Origin of the sequence: Empedobacter sp. UBA5036 (assembly GCF_002415215.1) — a bacterium.
Lineage (GTDB): Bacteria > Bacteroidota > Bacteroidia > Flavobacteriales > Weeksellaceae > Empedobacter > Empedobacter falsenii_B.
Genome location: NZ_DICC01000051.1, coordinates 52270 through 70190 on the forward strand (window position 1 = coordinate 52270; position 17921 = coordinate 70190).

At 32.6% G+C, this 17921-nt stretch carries 14 protein-coding genes and 1 pseudogene; 11 read left to right on the plus strand and 4 right to left on the minus strand.

What is annotated here, in order from left to right:
* The first annotated feature begins 42 nt into the window (after positions 1-42).
* Positions 43-204, plus strand: a complete 162-nt coding sequence (locus B4J88_RS09145) for a DUF5522 domain-containing protein (protein ID WP_160279602.1) — start codon at positions 43-45, stop codon at positions 202-204.
* Between the two features lie 4 nt (positions 205-208).
* A complete protein-coding gene (locus tag B4J88_RS09150) occupies positions 209-940 on the plus strand; it encodes a DUF2911 domain-containing protein (protein WP_084106931.1) in 732 nt (243 codons plus the stop codon).
* 36 nt (positions 941-976) lie between these two features.
* Here the strand turns inward: B4J88_RS09150 and B4J88_RS09155 are convergent, their stop codons facing one another.
* A complete protein-coding gene (locus tag B4J88_RS09155; protein WP_280049537.1) occupies positions 977-1411 on the minus strand; it encodes a potassium channel family protein in 435 nt (144 codons plus the stop codon).
* Between the two features lie 185 nt (positions 1412-1596).
* On the opposite strand from B4J88_RS09155, the gene B4J88_RS09160 reads away from it, so the two are divergent.
* Entirely contained in the window at positions 1597-3216 is a 1620-nt protein-coding gene (locus B4J88_RS09160; protein ID WP_125350215.1) for a glycoside hydrolase family 10 protein, read from the plus strand.
* Positions 3217-3265: 49 nt separating this feature from the next.
* Here B4J88_RS09160 and B4J88_RS09165 read toward each other — a convergent pair whose 3' ends face one another.
* The 3 genes from B4J88_RS09165 to tsaD form a co-directional block, all read right to left on the minus strand.
* Entirely contained in the window at positions 3266-3619 is a 354-nt protein-coding gene (locus tag B4J88_RS09165; protein ID WP_038336316.1) for a hypothetical protein, read from the minus strand.
* A gap of 171 nt (positions 3620-3790) precedes the next feature.
* On the minus strand, positions 3791-4498 hold the full coding sequence (locus tag B4J88_RS09170) for an RsmE family RNA methyltransferase (protein WP_125350218.1): 708 nt from the start codon (positions 4496-4498) through the stop codon (positions 3791-3793).
* The gene (tsaD, locus tag B4J88_RS09175) at positions 4498-5517 is read right to left on the minus strand and encodes a tRNA (adenosine(37)-N6)-threonylcarbamoyltransferase complex transferase subunit TsaD (RefSeq protein ID WP_038336318.1); all 1020 of its coding nucleotides are present in this window, start codon (positions 5515-5517) and stop codon (positions 4498-4500) included. Before tsaD ends, B4J88_RS09170 begins: the two co-directional genes overlap by 1 nt.
* Positions 5518-5580: 63 nt before the next feature.
* On the opposite strand from tsaD, the gene B4J88_RS09180 reads away from it, so the two are divergent.
* The 8 genes and pseudogenes from B4J88_RS09180 to B4J88_RS09215 all read left to right on the plus strand — a co-directional run.
* Positions 5581-10176, plus strand: a complete 4596-nt coding sequence (locus B4J88_RS09180) for a translocation/assembly module TamB domain-containing protein (RefSeq protein ID WP_291067388.1) — start codon at positions 5581-5583, stop codon at positions 10174-10176.
* Positions 10177-10389: 213 nt separating this feature from the next.
* Positions 10390-10860, plus strand: coding sequence for an Lrp/AsnC family transcriptional regulator (locus B4J88_RS09185; protein WP_038336320.1), 471 nt, complete (start codon positions 10390-10392; stop codon positions 10858-10860).
* Between the two features lie 33 nt (positions 10861-10893).
* Positions 10894-11595, plus strand: a complete 702-nt coding sequence (locus B4J88_RS09190) for an NUDIX hydrolase (RefSeq protein ID WP_038336322.1) — start codon at positions 10894-10896, stop codon at positions 11593-11595.
* 9 nt (positions 11596-11604) lie between these two features.
* A complete protein-coding gene (locus tag B4J88_RS09195; RefSeq protein WP_219034200.1) occupies positions 11605-12087 on the plus strand; it encodes a hypothetical protein in 483 nt (160 codons plus the stop codon).
* Between the two features lie 207 nt (positions 12088-12294).
* Positions 12295-13710 carry an L-serine ammonia-lyase gene (locus tag B4J88_RS09200; RefSeq protein WP_125350222.1) on the plus strand — a complete coding sequence of 472 codons (1416 nt, stop codon included), beginning with the start codon at positions 12295-12297 and terminating at the stop codon, positions 13708-13710.
* A 263-nt stretch (positions 13711-13973) separates the two neighbouring features.
* The gene (locus tag B4J88_RS09205) at positions 13974-15851 is read left to right on the plus strand and encodes a DEAD/DEAH box helicase (RefSeq protein WP_125350223.1); all 1878 of its coding nucleotides are present in this window, start codon (positions 13974-13976) and stop codon (positions 15849-15851) included.
* A gap of 115 nt (positions 15852-15966) precedes the next feature.
* Positions 15967-17664 carry an AMP-binding protein gene (locus B4J88_RS09210; RefSeq protein WP_219034202.1) on the plus strand — a complete coding sequence of 566 codons (1698 nt, stop codon included), beginning with the start codon at positions 15967-15969 and terminating at the stop codon, positions 17662-17664.
* Positions 17665-17771: 107 nt separating this feature from the next.
* Positions 17772-17921: pseudogene (locus B4J88_RS09215) on the plus strand (IS256 family transposase); the annotation flags it as partial.

Sequence of the window (17921 nt, forward strand, 5' to 3'; positions counted from 1 at the left end):
TGATAGTTTATAGATAAAAGTTGTAAATTCACAGCGTTAGAAATGAAAAAGTTTGAAGAAGGAGATTATTATTTATCTCCAGAAGGTTTCAGAATATTTACTGAACAATATCTAAAAAAAAGAGGGTATTGTTGTAAAAGTGGATGCAAACATTGTCCGTATGGATACGATAAAAAAACAGATAAAATAAAGAATAAGAAATAATTATATGAAAATAACATCAACAGTTTTAGCTTTGTTAATAGGAAGTTGTGCTTTTGCTCAAATGAAATTTCCCGCGGTAAGTTCTCATGCTGAAGTTGAACAAAAAGTAGGTTTAACAGAATTTGAAGTTGAATATAATCGACCAAATGTAAACGGAAGAAAAGTATTTGGAAAATTGGTACCGAATGGAGAAGTTTGGCGAACTGGTGCGAATGAAAATACGGTCATCAAATTCGATAAACCAATCAAAGTGAATGGACAAGAGTTGGCTGCTGGCGAATATGCGTTGTATAGCATTCCGAATAAAGAGGAGTGGGAGGTAATTTTTTACAAAGACACGAAAAACTGGGGAAATCCGAAAGAGTGGAAGGAGTCGAATATCGCTTTGAAAGTGAAAGCTCCGTCAACAAAATCGATGAACAAGACAGAAACGTTTGAGATTCGTTTTACAAATGTGACGCAAAAATCAGCGAATTTGGTATTAGCTTGGGATAACACAACGGTTGTTTTGGATATTGAAACGAATACAATTAACGAAGTTTTAAAAATGATTGGAGATCAATTGAATGAAAATTCTTCTGCAAGAGATTTTTACAATTCAGCAAACTTCTATTATTCGAATAAATTGGATCGAAATCAAGCGTTGAAATGGGTTAATACAGCTTTAGAAAAAGATGCAAATGCGCCAGATTATTACAAAGAATTGAAAGTTAATTTGGAAAAAAATAAATATTAATTAAAAATCCCTTCAAAAATTTTTGAAGGGATTTTTTTATTGAGTAATATTCTTCTTTAAGATAATTTGTAGGTAAGAAAACATCAACGCAGTTGACCAGCCTACCATCATAATTCCGTTTATAGCTTCTAATCCAGCCATAATTTTCCATTCGCTATCAATCACAACATCACCGTAACCAACGGTTGTAAAAGTGATTAATGAAAAATAGATTGCTTCTTGAAAACTATATAAATTGTCAATATTTGGATTGAAATAAAAAGTAGCCGCCCAAATTGTACATTGTGCACCGTGCAATAAAGTCAAGAAAGATACTGAAATTGCCATTTGCCAAAGCACTTCACTAAACGTTAATCGTTGTTTTTTGAGATTATATTTATGTAGATATTTTAGCGAATAAACCGTAACAGTTGATTGTAAAATAACATTTACACAAATAATCAATACGCCAAAACATATAATTAGAAACATATTTTTATCAATTATAGATGAGTACAAAAATGTAAAGAATAAAATTTATAGAACACTTTTTGAAGCGAAAAATTTTGTAAATTTAATAGAGAAGGAAAATCTAGATATCCTAAATATTTGATAAAATCTGGATTAATAAAGCTTTATTACTAATTTTGTAACGCTAAAAATACATATTTCAACGAATGAAAATTAATTTTAAATATATTTTGATGTGTTTCGGATTAGCTACAATTGGCTTATCTTCGTGTGCTTCAAATAAAAATTCGAAAAAAATAGTTTATAAAAAAGTAGAATCTAAGCAGCCTATAAAACCTGTCGAATCTACGAAGTCAACCATTGCTACTACGCCAAAAACTGAAATTCCGAACAAGAAAGATGAAGTTTTTACAGTAAAACTACCTGAAGTAAATCGTGAGTTTCGTGCAGCTTGGGTAGCTTCTGTTGCAAATATTAACTGGCCTTCTAAAAAAGATTTAACGACAACGCAACAAAAAGATGAAGCAATAAAGTTGTTGGATATGTTAGAAGCAAACAATTTTAATGCTGTTATTTTTCAGGTTCGCCCAGCGGCAGATGCTTTGTATAAAAGTAATTTCGAACCTTGGTCTTACTTTTTAACTGGAGAAGAAGGTAAGGCGCCTTCGCCATATTATGACCCGTTAGAATTTTGGGTGGAAGAAGCACACAAACGTGGAATTGAGTTGCATGTTTGGTTAAATCCTTACAGAGCGCATCACAGTAGTGGAGGTCCAGTGACAAACGAATCGATGGTGAAAAGATCGCCAAGTAATGTGGTGAGATTGAAAAATGGCATGTATTGGTTTGATCCTGCTGACAAAAAAACGCAAGATCACGTTTCGGAAGTTGTTCGTGATATCGTTTCGCGTTATGATATTGATGGTGTTCATTTTGATGATTATTTCTATCCATATGCATCGTATAATGGTGGTGCAGACTTTCCAGATAATTCAACTTGGAATGTTTACAAGAATAATGGAGGAATGTTGTCGAGAGCAGATTGGCGTCGTCAAAATGTGAATACAATTATTGAGCGTATTTATAAAGAAATCAAAGCAGAAAAACCTTTTGTAAAATTTGGTATTAGTCCTTTTGGAATTTGGAAACCAGGATATCCTGCTGGAATTACAGGTTCTTCGCAATATGATGAATTGTATGCAGATGCAAAATTATGGTTGAACAAAGGTTGGGTTGATTATTTTTCGCCACAATTGTATTGGCCAATTAATTCGACAGGACAAAGTTTTCCGAAATTATTAGAATGGTGGAAATCAGAAAACACACATAATCGTCATCTTTGGCCAGGTTTGAATACTGTAGAAGTGAAAGTTTCGGATAGAACAACTGAGATTACAAATCAGGTAAAAATGGCTGGAGAAATTTTACAAAACAATGTGGGTGTTATTCACTGGAGTATTGCTGGATTAACGAAAAATCCTTCGATGTTGAGTTATCTGAAAGAAGGTCCATACAAAGCTAAAGCTTTGGTGCCAACTATGAATTGGATAAAAGCAGATCGTTTGGTAAAACCAAGTTTGACTGTAAATATGAAAGCGTCAGAAGTTGTGATGAATTGGAATGATTATAAAATGAATTCAAATGTTTCGAAATGGATTTTATACACACGTTACAACAACGATTGGGAAACGTCTATTTTGGATAAAACCAAAACAAACCAAACAATTTTGAAACACAAAGATGGTAAAAGTTTAACAGCAGTTGCACTAAAAGCTGTCGATCGTTTAGGAAACGAAAGTGATTACGTTGCTCAAAAAATTAATTAAGAATTGAATTTCTCTCAATATAAATCCTCAACATAAGTTGAGGATTTTTTTATTTTTTTCTCTTTAAAATATAATAAAGCGCATCGTTATCATTTTCTTTTGATGTGTAGGCAAACTGAAATTCATATCCGTTTTCAGACATAAAATTCAACGCATCAATCATCGAATTGAATTTCACTGAAATTCCGCGTTCATCTTTTATTTTCAAACCATTTTTCAGTGAAAAAGATTTGGTTTCTTGTCCAAAATCCAATCGAATATTCATTTTTGTACTCAAACCTCGCCCAGTTCCAATAATCTGTACATAATCAACATTGATATCTTTAATCGGAACATCATTTACAGTTTGCGCAACCGAAAAATTACCGATGAATAATCCCAAAATAAGTGCTAATTTTTTCATAAGTTTTAAATTTTGATAAAGATATTTATTTTCGAATGAAAGAAAAAAGCTGTTTCAAAAGACTAAAATTAGTCATGTCATTTCGACGCATGGAGAAATCTGTAATTTAGATTTCTCATTTCACTACGTTTCATTCGAAATGACATTTTTGAAACAACTTTCTTAATTATATTATTTCAATCCCCAATCAACAGCAAAAACAGCTTGTAAAGCTGCAGTTTCAGTACGGAAACGTTGATGTCCAAGACTAATTCCTGTAAAATTATGATCTTCTGCAGCGAAAATTTCATCTCTCGAAAAATCACCTTCAGGACCAATCATAATCAAAATTTTCTGCGGATTATTTTCCAAAACTGTTCGTAAAGGCGTACGTTCAATATCCGCTTCGCAATGCGCAATACATTTCGTGAAACCTTCAAAATCCTGTTTGATAAATTCATTGAATTTTGTCAAATCATTTACTTTTGGCAAATACGCTTTCAACGATTGTTTGGTTGCAGATTGTACAATTTTTTCAATTCGCTCGATTTTAATATTTTTTCGTTCCGAATGAAAAGTCTGTAAAAAAGTAATTTCGTCAATACCAATTTCAGTTGCTTTTTCTAAGAAAAATTCCAAACGTTCCATTGTTTTTGTTGGTGCAATTGCAACATGTAAATAGTAATTTTTCTGCTCGAAATTTACTTTTAAGTCAACAACTTTTCCTTCAACTGCTTTTTTAGAAATTGATGTAATTTCAACTTCAGCCAAATTTCCTTTTCCATCTGTCACGTGCACCAAATCGCCTTCATTTCCGCGTAAAACTTTTGCAAAATGATGACTTTCTTCTTCGTTGAGAATAGCTGTGTCATGATGAATTTCTCCAAAAAATAATTTCATTAAATATGGTATTTAGCTACAGATTTCGCTGTGTTTTCTGTAAATAACTCTTGATCAAATTTTAAACTTCCAACCATTGCAATCATCGCTGCATTGTCTGTTGTATAAGCAAATTTTGGTATAAAAGTTTTCCAACCAAATTCAGTTTCTCCATCTTTTAATCGTTGACGAATTTCAGAATTTGCAGAAACTCCACCTGCAATTGCAATTTGTTTAATTCCAGTTTCGTCCGATGCTTTTTTTACTTTTTCCATCAAAATATTTACGATAGAACGTTGAATAGAAGCGCACAAATCATCAATATTTTCTTCTATAAAATTTGGATTTGCTTTGACCTCTTTCTGAATAAAATATAAAATTGACGTTTTGAAACCGCTAAAACTAAAGTTTAAACCATCAATTTTTGGTTTTGCAAATTTGAATTTTGTAGGATCTCCAATCTTAGATTTTTTGTCAATAATTGGACCTGCAGGATATGGTAAGTTTAAAATTTTACCTGCTTTATCAAAAGCTTCACCAGCTGCATCATCAATTGTTTCACCTAAAATTTCCATCTCAAAATAACTGTTGATTTTCACGATTTGTGTATGTCCACCAGAAACAGTCAAACATAAAAATGGAAAAGTTGGTTTTTCGTCGTTGGCATCTTCAATAAAATTTGCCAAAATATGTGCTTGCATGTGATTAACCTCAATCAACGGAATATCCAATGATTGACTGAAAGATTTCGCAAAACTTCCGCCAACCAAAAGCGAACCCATCAATCCTGGACCACGTGTATACGCGATTGCTTTAAGTTCTTCTTTGTTAATATTTGCCTGTTTTAAGGCTTGATCTACGACGGGAACAATATTTTGTTGATGTGCTCTCGAAGCTAATTCTGGTACTACGCCACCATATATTTCGTGAATTTTTTGGCTTGCTACAACATTAGAAATAATTTTATTTCTGTCAATAATTGCTGCGCCTGTATCATCACAAGAAGATTCTATGGCTAAAATGTAGTTTTTATCGCTCATAATTCCTTGTAGAATAAAATTTATAACTTATTTTTACCCTGCAAATATCGTAAATTTAAACCATTGAAAATAGTCAGACGAATAGGAAGATTTTTATTGTCGTTGATTATACTCGTTTTAACCCTTGTTTTAACAGTAGCAATCGCAATACAAATCCCTGCGGTACAGACAAAAATAGCTCACTTTGCCTTAGAAAAATTAAATAAATCGTTGAACACACAAATGTATGTAGATGCGGTTGATATTGATTTTTTTGGACGTATTTATTTCTATGGTGTACACATTAAAGACGATCACAAATATGATTTTTTGAAGTCGAAGACTTTAGAAACAACAATAAATGTTTGGTCGTTAATTCCAGGAATCAAAAAAGATCATATCAATTTGAGTGAAGTGAAATTGATTGAACCTGAAATTCGTGTGATTACCTACAAAGGTGATTCGATTTCGAATTTCATCAAATTTGTGAACGGTTTTAGTTCTGATAAACCAAAAGATCCGAAAAAGATTTTCAAATTAGATGGAGATTTTATTTTACAGGATGGAAGAGTTTCAATTGTTAATCAAAATTCTGGAAATGTTTGGTTGGATTCGAAGCAGTTGAACATGACGGTAAAAAAGTTTCGATTAGTTGATTCTGATATTACGGCCGATTTAGAAAATTTCTGCTTTGTTGCAACAAAAAATAAAGAAACGTATAACGTACAAAATTTCACAGGAAAAGTTCATTATTCGAAAAAAGAAATTCGAGTTGGGAATTTAAATTTACGAACGGATACGTCTGTTTTAAACGGAAATTTATTATTGAGTTACAATCAACCTTCGGATATGTCTGATTTTAATAATAAAGTTCGTTGGGACGTTTTTTTTGATCGAGGATCTAAAATTAATTTTAAAGAAATTCGCTATTTCACTGATTTATTTGATAAAAATTCTTCGGTTGATTTATATGGAAAAGTAAATGGAACCCTGAATAATTTAACATTTACAGATTTCGAATTGAAAGGAGAAGATAATTATGTTGGTGCTTCTCGTTTACAATTGCAAGATGTGACACATGGTTCTTCGCTAAATTTTTCGACAAGAAATGTAAAAATCAATACATCCTATCAAAAAATTGTAAAGTTACTTCCAACCTTTGTTTCTAAGAAAATTCCGAATATGTTGACTCGTTTTGGAAACTTAAATTATCGTGGTGATATTTCATTAAATCCAAATGAAATTCATGCGAATGGTTACGCAGTTTCTGGACTTGGTGATGCTGATATTAAAGCTCAAATTAGGAATTACAAAGATGTAAAATCGTTAATTTATAAGGGAACTTTAGATGCGAAAAATCTTAATCTTCGTCAATTAACAAATGCAAAAGATTTGGGTTATGTAAGCGGAAAATTTAGATTTGATGGAAAAGGAACTGATCTAAAAAATATCAATTTAAATTTAGATGGAAATCTTCGTTACATCGATTTGATTGGAAAAAGATATCAAAATATTACGGTAGATGGTTTGGTCAAAAATTATCAGTTTAATGGTTTGTTTGATATCAAAGATCCTAATTTGAATGCACAATTGAACGGAAAAATTAACTTCAGTGGAAAACCATATGATTTTGATTTTACATCAAACATTCGTCAAGTTAATTTAGATTTTCTTGGAGTTACAAAAAATCTAAATGCAATAGTACGTGGCGATGTTGAAGGGAATTTTAAGCTGACAAATATTAATGATTTTAGGGGAAATATTGATGTCAAAAATCTTTATTTCCGTTCTAAAAAAGATACGTTAGAATTGTCACATGTCATGTTGAATTCTCAAATAGATGGTTCGCATAAAATCATGACATTAGATGTGCCAGATTATATGAAAGCCACTGTTGATGGTAAATTTAATATTACTGAAGTTGCAAATGTTATCAATAATTCGCTTGTAGATCTAGTGCCATCTTTCCGCCATAAAAAAGTTTCGCCAAATCAGGCTTTTTCGTTTGATGTTTATGTGCAAGAAAATTTATTACAATATATCGATCCATCGATTTCTATTGAGCCAGATACACATGTTAAAGGTTATATTGATGGTACGAAAAATCAATTGGAAGCGACATTGGATACTCCAGGTATAAAATATGCAGGAATTCAATTGTTTCAGTCGAATGTTAATCTAAATACAATTGCAGAACTACCAACACTTAATGCGAAAATTGATAGTATGAAAGTGAGTGGAGTTACGATTAATGCAATTAACGTAAATTCGATTCCGAAGAATGATACAATGATTGTCAAAACAGACTTTAATATAGGTCGTAAGAATCCAATTTTATTTAATCTAAATCTTTTTCACACAGTTCAGAATAATAATGATTTGATTTTTGGATTTTCACCTTCGACAATACAAATAGATTCGACACAATGGACAATTAATCATTTGAATGATGCAAATTCTAATCGGGTAATTTTTAATCGAATCAATAAATCATTAAAAGTTGAAGATTTGTCATTAGAATCGGAAGAACAATATTTAAAAGTAAGTGGTTTATTTAATAACAATGTAGATTACAATTTCAATGCTGATTTTAAAGATTTGCATTTAGAAAAAATCATTCCTAAAACATTATTGAATAATCTAAAAATTGTCGGTATAGCGAACGGTAAAGTAGATATTATTAGAACAAAAGAAAAGTTAGAACCAACACTTGAAGCTAAAATTGATAAGTTAGGTTTAAATGATTTTGAGCTTGGTAATTTGACTTTACAAGGAGGTTATAATGTAGCGGATAAACAATTTAATTTTGAAACAAGTTTACAGAAAGAGCAAATTCAATCGTTGGTTGCTTATGGTAATATTATTAATAAACCAACAGGTCCTGAAGTCGATGTAGATGCCAATTTTGATGAGTTTCATATCGATTTCTTAGAAGGATTCTTAAAATCTGTTTTCTCTAATATGCGTGGAACGTTATCTGGTGATTTAAAAATTACTGGACCAATTGATTTACCAAATCTTAGCGGAAATATGATTGCAAAAGATCTTGGATTAAAAGTTAATTTCTTAGGAACTGATTATTTATTTGAAGGAGAAAACGACCTATTTGTTTTTAAAGAAGGAGCAGGACAAGGGGTTATTAGATTGAATGATATTGCATTTAAAGATACTGCGTACAATACAAAAGGAAAAGTTGATGGTTTAATTCTTTTTCGTAATTTATCTAAATGGGGTCTCAACTTAGATTTTGATACCGATAATTTATTGGTGATGAACACGTCTATTAAAGACAATGAATTGTTTTATGGAAAAGTATTTGCGAAAGGAAATGTATCTATGTTTGGTGCGGTAGAGGAATTGGAGATTGCTGGAGATGCGACAGTGGTTGGAAATTCTGAGTTAACGATAAATACAGGAAGTACAACAATTGAGTCAGAAAATAATTTGGTACGTTTTGTTCCTAACCAACATCTAGATGAAAAATCGAAAAATAACGAGCCTCACGCACCAAAAGGAATGTCGATAGATGTCAACATCAATGCGTATCCAAATGCGATGGTGAATTTGATTTTTGATGCAGCTACAAATGATAAAGCAACAGCGCGAGGAACTGCAGAAAATCTTAGATTCTTAATGAATAAAGCAGGATTGAGTATTACAGGGGTATATAATATAGAAAGTGGAACATATGAGTTTAGACAATTTCCGCTGATTCCAAAAGATTTTAAAATCAAAAAAGGATCTTCGGTACAATTTGCAGGAAATCCACTTGATGCAACGCTTAATATTACAGCTGAATATCAACGTTCGGTGTCAAATGTTGGAGACTATTTAGGTGTAGGATATTCGCAAATTTATGATGCTCTCTTATCAATTAATATTTCTGAAACGTTGAAAAAACCTATTATCGATTTTGGATTAACAATTCCTAATGCAGGTTCGGATATCAATTCGCAGTTACAATCAAAATTCCGTTCAAATACAGAAGAACAGATGCTTCAGTTTAGTTATATCTTATTGACAGGTAAATTTGGTGATGCTTCGGCTGTTCAATCTGGTGTAACAAGTACAGCTGCTGATATTGGTTTATCGACAATTGCGGGTATGTTGTCTTCTATTGCGAACAATGTAGATATACAAATGGAGTATGTCGGTGGTAGTGCGCAATCGGAGACAAATGATAAAATTAGAACTTCTGTTTCTTATCGGGTTAATAATCGTTTAAGTTTACGTGGTTCGTATGGAATTGCGGTTACAAATAATAGAAATGTACAAGAGAACTTCGATGGGAATTTTGATGTTTCTTATGATATCTCGAAATTAAACAATGGATCTTTGGTCTTAAAAGCATTTACAAAACCTACAACTTTCGGTTTATTGCCAGGAATGGAAAATAACTTAAATCAAAGTTTCGGAGTAGGAATTCAGTACAACAAAAGCTTCGATACGTTTAGAGGATTTTTAGGTTTAGATGAAAATAAACGAAAAGCAAAAGCTAAAAAAGAAGAGCAACAGCAAGAAAGATTTGATTCGATTGTACTTCCGAAACAGTTTAAAAGTGAGGAAAGAAGAATAGATTCTACTCGTCAAACTACAAAAGATACGGTCAAAGTTACGTATCAAAAAAGTACTCAACCTAAAGTGGAACAAAAACGTCGTGGTTTAGTCAAAATTAAATAAAAAAAAAATGAGTTTATTGTGGTTAGACAATAAACTCGCGCAAACAAACAAAAGTGATTAGTTCTTTCTTTTTTGAACTATTATTATAACAAAAGTAAAATATTAAATAAATCATTAAAAAATATTTTGAAGTTTGTTTGTTTTATTTATAATTTTGCTAAAAATTAATTCGATTTTTTATTAAAATAATAATAATAATCAAAAATTAGGAAAATGAATTACATAATTGATGATGTTGATAAGAAAATTTTGATGTATTTGATTGACAATACAAGAATGCCATTTACAGAAATTGCAAAGAAAATGAATGTTTCTGCTGGTACTATTCACGTACGTGTCAAGAAATTAGAGGAGGCTGGAATCATCAAAGGAACTACACTAATTACAGATTATGATAAAATGGGTTATCAGTTTGTTGCGTATGTAGGATTGTTACTTACAAAAACAAACAAAACTCAGAAAGTGATAGATGAATTATATAAAATTCCTAACGTAACAGTGGTTCACGTTGTGTCTGGAAAATATAATATTTTCTGTAAAATTCGTGCAAGAGATACTTCTGATGCGAAAGATGTTATCTACAAAATTGATCAAATTGATGATGTATTGAGAACAGAATCTATGATTTCGTTAGAAGAATCTTTTAACGATAAAAATAGATTGATGCATTCAATTTTTCATTAAAAATAAATTTCAATTTATTAATCATCCCACAAAATGACAGACGAAGAAAAAGAAAAATATTTTCAGGTCGCTCTATGTTCAAGTCTCGTACTTTTCGGGTTTGATGGAGAAGATCTCAAAATATTGGTGTATAAAAAACTAAACGATCCTTTCAAAGGAGCATTGGTTTTGCCAGGAAAATATATTGCGCCAACGGTAAGTAACGATCAAGCAATTCACGAATTGTTGATTGAGAAAATTGCTTACGATGAGCATCAAACATATATTGAACAATTGAAAGCTTTTACAAAAGTTTTTCGTAATCCATTAGGACGTGTTGTAAATGTTGCTTATTACGCTTTGGTTAAATTGACACCTCAAATAGAGGAAAAAGTGAAAACACAAGGTGGAGAATGGTATGCTTACGACCGTGTTCCGGATTTGGCTTTTGATCACAATGAGATTGTAAAATATGCAAAAGAGCGTGTGAAACGTCGTGTAAAACGTCGTCCAGTAGGATTTAACTTACTTGGAGATGAGTTTACAATTGCGCAATTGCAAAGTTTGTATGAAAAAGCCTTGAATCGTGAGTTGGATAAACGTAACTTTAGAAAGAAAATCTTTAACTCAAATTTAATTATCGAAACAGGTAATACAACAGATCCTAAACAACATCGTAAAGTATCTAAATTGTATCGTTTTGATGAAGAAAAATACGAAAAATTGAGTTTGAAAGGATATGATTTCTTATTTTAAAATAAAGCTATGACAGATCAAAAAGTAGAACAAAATCAAGAACGTGACGATATTTTTGACACAAAAGTTTTAATGTCGGATAATACCAAAACAAAAGATTTGAAACACGAAGGAAACAAAACATCATTCCTTTTCAAGTCAATGATCTTTATAATGGTTTTCTTGATTTTGAGTATTCTTTATCGTGGTTATCAATTATTGGTGACAAATGATTATTTGTTCCGCCAAATGATGAACGAAGATGCGCCAGAAATGCCAAAATGGTATCCAATTTCGACTCTTGTTTTAGGAGTTATTGCATTGATAGGTATCTTTTTAGTGAAATCTTATAAAAGAATTGGTGTATATATGGTTGTGACATCATTATTTGTGTCAGCAGCAATGCAGCCCGAATTTATGGCAGATGGAACACTTTTTACCATGTTTACATTATTTGTGTTTATAGGTTATGGTTTAGCGATTATCTATCCATATTGGCACAAGTTTAAATAAAAACTTAATAAAGTCTAGAAAAGAGGTTACAATTAGTTGTGACCTCTTTTTTTGATGCTGAATTATTTGTATTAATATCATTCAATATGAATATTTTAAGCATGTTAATTGTTTAAGTTGATAAAAAAACTGCTTAAATAAAGTGAATATGAGAATTTAACGGCTATATTTGTCTTGTGTGGAAAAAATATAAATTAAAAGTACAAAATGGATTGTATTTCAGTATTTGATATGCTCAAAATTGGCGTTGGTCCTTCAAGTTCGCATACTTTAGGTCCTTGGCGCGCTGCAGAAGCTTTTCTGAAAGAATTGGATGCTGCATCTATCTTTAATAAAATTACAAAAGTTCGTGTAGATTTGTACGGCTCTTTATCGCTTACGGGTAAAGGACATGCAACTGATTATGCAGTAATGTTAGGGTTAAGCGGTGCTGATCCTGAATATATTCCTGTTGATGATATTTCGAATATTATTAATACAATCAATACAAATAAACAATTAAATTTTGGAAATAAATTTTTAATTGATTTTAATCCCGAAACTGATATCGTTTTCAATCGTGAGTTTTTATCTTTTCACGCTAATGGAATGATGTTTACAGCTTTCTATGAGAACGAAGAATTATCTTCTACGTTTTATTCGATAGGGGGAGGATTTATTACAAAAGAGGATGATAGTGCTACCAATACAGATGTCACTTGTGCTTTTCCATATTTATTTAATACATCAACAGAATTATTAGAATTTTGTTCGAAAGAAAATAAATCGATTTCTGAAATTATGTTCGAGAATGAAAAAACAATTCGAACTGAAGATGAAATTCACCACGAATTAATGCGTGTTTGGAATACTATGTTAGAGTGTATGTACATTGGTTGTCATACAGAAGGTATTTTACCAGGCGGATTGAACGTGAAACGTCGTGCTTACGATATGCACAAAAATTTGGTTGGAGCAACACCTTATTCTAATTCACAAGAATGGATTGCATCAATCCGAAAAACCAAAGTATATTTTCGTCAAATCTTGAAATGGGTGAGTTGTTTTGCTCTTGCTGTTAATGAAGTAAATGCTTCGTTAGGTAGAGTTGTAACAGCGCCAACAAATGGAAGTGCAGGAGTTATTCCAGCAGTTTTGATGTATTATTTGGTGATCGAAAATCATAAAGCTGGTCAAAAAGAGATTGAACAATTCTTAACAACAGCAGGAGTTATTGGTTCTATTTTTAAGAAAGGAGCAACTATTTCTGCGGCAATGGGAGGTTGTCAAGCTGAGATCGGCGTATCTTCAGCTATGGCTGCAGCTGCATTATGCGAATTAATGGGAGGAACTCCTGCGCAAGTAACAATGGCTGCCGAAATTGCAATGGAACATCATTTAGGTTTAACATGCGACCCGATTGGTGGTTTGGTACAAATTCCTTGTATCGAGCGTAACACAATGGGAGCGATTAAAGCGATAAATGCAGCAGAATTAGCACTGGATACAGATCCGTTGACTGCGAAAGTTCCGTTAGATAAAGTTGTGAATACGATGTGGGAAACTGCAAAAGATATGAATAATAAATACAAAGAAACTTCTGAAGGAGGTTTGGCAGTTGCTGTAAATATTGCAGATTGTTAGTAACTTATTTATTATCAGTAAAATAATATTATGTGTATTAATTGTAAGGATTATGAATGTGTGTTGTGTATTTCAAAAATAATCCTTACATTTGCACAGCCTTTTAGAGTTAAGGTACGGATGTTAAAGAATATTCATTTAGGGATTTTTTAGGCTGCTCAGCCATTTAATTTTATTCTTTCATATCTGTTGGTTAAATAATTTAAAATAAAACCGTGATATGAAATATAAATGAATTTCATTATCTCGGTATCATATCTAACATGATTACATTCAAAGAATTAGGACTTCAAGAAGAAATCCTAACTGCAATTGAGAAAATGGGCTTCGTTAACCCATCTCCAATCCAAGAAAAAGCTATTCCTCAAATCCTTTCATCAGATCAAGATGTTATTGCATTGGCGCAAACAGGTACAGGAAAAACTGCAGCATTCGGGCTTCCGGTTTTAAATCAATTAGACAGCAATTCAAAATCAGTACAAGCAATTATTTTGTGTCCTACTCGTGAATTATGTTTACAAATTGCAAAAGAATTAGAATCTTTTTCTGCAGATATGCGTGGAGTACGTGTACAGGCAGTTTACGGTGGTGCTGACATCGTTAAACAAATTAGAGGATTAAAAGATAATCCGCAAATCGTTGTAGGAACGCCAGGTCGTACAATGGACTTAATCAAACGTGGCGCATTAAAAATTAATGACATCACTTGGACAGTTTTAGATGAGGCTGATGAGATGTTGAACATGGGATTCCGTGACGAAATTGATTCTATCTTAGAAACAACTCCAGAAGAAAAACAAACTTTATTATTCTCAGCTACAATGCCTTCAGAGGTTCGTCGTATCGCTTCAGAATATATGCACAATCCAGTTGAGATTGCTGTAAGTAAAGTAAATACTGCATCAAAAAATATCGAGCATCACGTTTACTTAGTACGTTCTTCTGATCGTTACTTAGCTTTAAAACGTTTGGCCGATTATTACCCAAATATTTATGGTATCGTTTTCTGTAGAACTCGTCGCGAAGCGAAAGACGTAGCAGATAAATTGATGCAAGATGGTTACAATGCAGACGCATTACATGGAGATTTATCACAATCACAACGTGATCACGTGATGGAGAAATTCCGTAACCAAAATATTCAAATCCTTGTTGCAACAGACGTTGCTGCTCGTGGTATTGACGTAAATGAGTTGACTCACGTAATCAACTTCAATTTACCAGATGATCCAGAAGTTTATGTACACCGTTCAGGACGTACAGGACGTGCGGGTAACAAAGGAATTTCTATCATTATTTCAGGAGGACGTGAAGCGCGTAAAATTAGAGATTTAGAAAAATTAATTGCTTCTAAAATCGAGCCTAAAAATGTACCAACTGGAGCCGAAATCTGTGAAAAACGTTTAATTTCTTTAATCGATAAAATCGAAAATATCGAAGTTGATGAAGAATTAATCGAGCCTTACATGGAAACTGTAAATGAAAAATTGGCGAACTTAGATCGTGACGATTTATTAAAACGTTTCATGACAGTTGAGTTCAATTCTTTCTTAGAATATTACAAAAACACGAAAGATATTTCTTCTGAAGGAGATCGTGGTGATAGAGGAGATCGTTCTTCTAACCGTCGTGGTGGACGTGATTTCTCTCGTTTCTTTATTAATATTGGTCAAAAACACAATTTACGTGTTCCAAACTTAATTGGTTTAATTAACGAGCAAACTCGTAATCGTAACATCGAAATCGGAAAAATTGAAATTTTACGTAATTTCTCTTTCTTCGAAGTTGATACACAATTCGAATCATTAGTGTTAGAATCTTTCAAAGATGCACAACGTGATGGAGTAGACTTAGATGTTCAAATCTCTAAACCAGAACCTAGACGTGGTGATGGTGAGCGTCGTGGTGGAGATCGTCGTCGTAATGACAGAGGAGATTCTCGCGGACGTGGTTTCAATAGCCGTCGTGATAATGACCGTGAAAGAAGTGGAGGTTATCGTGGTGGAGATCGTGATCGCGGAGGAGACAGAGGTGGATTCCGTGGAGGTGATCGTGACCGTGATTCTAGAGGTGGAGATCGTGGTGGTTACCGTGGAGGAGACCGTAATAGAACAGGAAACTCAAGAAGAGGTAGAGATTAATATATTCTCAATAAAAAATAACAAAAAGGATGATTTTATAAAATCATCCTTTTTTATTCATAAAACTTCTGTTTGAATAAATAATTTTTCTATATTTATTCAAAACCACAAATAAATGACAGTACAAGAATTGTTTAGCTCTATTCGATTATCCATCGAAGAAGAGAATTATACGCAATTAAAACAGATTAAAATTTTCAAACCAGAGAAATTCAATTGGGTGAAGGATATTTTTGAGCCTTATAATGTTGCTCAATTAGGAACTCAAAAAGGTTTAATTTGGAAGTATAATGAAGAACGAGAAGATTATACTTTTCAGAATTTAGCTGATAAATACAATCAATTTTTAAACTATTTAAGAAACAAAGGAATTGTACAAGGAGACAAAATGTTTTCTCAAGTTCCATTATTACCGATTACTTGGATTGGTTATTTGGCTTCTATCAAAGGTGGATTAATTATTATTCCAGCCGCAACAACTTTAGAAGCAAGGGATTTAACGTTTAGATTCGAGTCTTCTTTTCCAGAAGTTGCTTTAGCAGATCAAGCAAATGCATCGAAAATAGATGAAGCAGAAGCAAAATTTGATAAAAAGATTAAGGTAAAATTAATCACAGAAGGCGAGCGAGAAGGTTGGATAAATATCAATGAGTTATGGAAAGAATCTATTCAAGCTGAGGCTGCAGATACAAAACCAGACGATGATTTATTCTACTTTTTTACTTCAGGAACGACAGGAATGCCGAAAGTTGTGGTGCATACGCATTACACTTATCCGCTTGGAGGTTTCACGACTTCTTCTTGGGTTGGAATGAAAAAAGGTGATTTACATTATAATATTTCTCAACCAGGTTGGGCGAAATTCTTTTGGAGTAGTTTTTTTGCTCCATGGAATATGGGTGCGACAATTTTGGGTTATCATTCAGATAAATTTGTTCCGAAAGAACAATTACAAACCATTCAAGATTTGGGTGTAACAACTTTTTGCGCACCACCAACAGCTCTGCGTGTATTGATTTTAGAAGATTTGAAAAGTTATGATTTCAAACTTCGTCAATGTGTTGCAGCTGGTGAACCGCTTAATCCAGAAATTATAGATGTCTGGAAAGAAGGTACAGGAATTACGATTCGTGATGGTTATGGACAATCAGAATCAACTGCGATGATTGCGAATTTGCCAAATGAGAAGATTAAATATGGATCGATGGGAAAACCTGCGTTTTTATACGATATTGTGATTGCTGATGATGATGGAAATATTGTACAAGATTGCGAAGAAGGAAATATTTGTGTTGTGCATAATGAAGAAACCATCAATGGAATTTTCAAAACTTATTTGATTCAGAAAGATAAAATGGCGAAAGTTTTCAAGCATGGATTATATTATACAGGAGACAAAGCTTATAAAGACGAAGATGGTTATGTTTGGTTTGTTGGGCGTGATGATGATGTGATAAAAGCGTCTGATTTCCGTGTAGGACCATTTGAAGTAGAAAGTGCTTTGTTAGAGCATGATGCCATTATGGAAGCTGCTGTTGTGGCAAGTCCGCATGATTTGAGAAGTAATGCTGTAAAAGCTTTTGTTATTTTAGCACCTGGAAATGAAGCTTCGGAAGAATTAGCAAAAGATATTTTTAGATATACAGAAGAGCATTTAGCACGTTACAAAATTCCACGTATTGTGCAGTTTGTGGAGAGTTTACCAAAAACAATTTCAGGAAAAATACGTCGAGTGGAATTGCGTAACCAAGAAGCTGTTGATAAAAAGAATAAAACGATTATACCAAACGAATATTTTCACGAAAAATATTAGTCGAGCTTAAAATTAACGACACTGTACCAAAAACGGTGTAAGTATAAAATTCTGCTTGGGTTAAAATCGAGCAGAATTTTTTTTATACATTTAATATTTACATATTTATGGAAACAAAAGACCTATTTCCGGATGATTTTTTCAAACAGTTTAAAACTGGCGATGAACTCCAAAACTTTCTCAAAGACTTACAAAAGCGAGGGATTGAAAAAATGTTAGAAGGTGAGTTAGATGCTCACCTGGATTACGACAAGTAG

Coding starts and splice junctions, on each gene's coding strand:
- B4J88_RS09145 (WP_160279602.1), top strand. CDS start 43: ATGAAAAAGTTTGAAGAAGGAGATTATTATTTATCTCCAGAAGGTTTC.
- B4J88_RS09150 (WP_084106931.1), top strand. CDS start 209: ATGAAAATAACATCAACAGTTTTAGCTTTGTTAATAGGAAGTTGTGCT.
- B4J88_RS09155 (WP_280049537.1), bottom strand. CDS start 1,411: ATGTTTCTAATTATATGTTTTGGCGTATTGATTATTTGTGTAAATGTT.
- B4J88_RS09160 (WP_125350215.1), top strand. CDS start 1,597: ATGAAAATTAATTTTAAATATATTTTGATGTGTTTCGGATTAGCTACA.
- B4J88_RS09165 (WP_038336316.1), bottom strand. CDS start 3,619: ATGAAAAAATTAGCACTTATTTTGGGATTATTCATCGGTAATTTTTCG.
- B4J88_RS09170 (WP_125350218.1), bottom strand. CDS start 4,498: ATGAAATTATTTTTTGGAGAAATTCATCATGACACAGCTATTCTCAAC.
- tsaD (WP_038336318.1), bottom strand. CDS start 5,517: ATGAGCGATAAAAACTACATTTTAGCCATAGAATCTTCTTGTGATGAT.
- B4J88_RS09185 (WP_038336320.1), top strand. CDS start 10,390: ATGAATTACATAATTGATGATGTTGATAAGAAAATTTTGATGTATTTG.
- B4J88_RS09190 (WP_038336322.1), top strand. CDS start 10,894: ATGACAGACGAAGAAAAAGAAAAATATTTTCAGGTCGCTCTATGTTCA.
- B4J88_RS09195 (WP_219034200.1), top strand. CDS start 11,605: ATGACAGATCAAAAAGTAGAACAAAATCAAGAACGTGACGATATTTTT.
- B4J88_RS09200 (WP_125350222.1), top strand. CDS start 12,295: ATGGATTGTATTTCAGTATTTGATATGCTCAAAATTGGCGTTGGTCCT.
- B4J88_RS09205 (WP_125350223.1), top strand. CDS start 13,974: ATGATTACATTCAAAGAATTAGGACTTCAAGAAGAAATCCTAACTGCA.
- B4J88_RS09210 (WP_219034202.1), top strand. CDS start 15,967: ATGACAGTACAAGAATTGTTTAGCTCTATTCGATTATCCATCGAAGAA.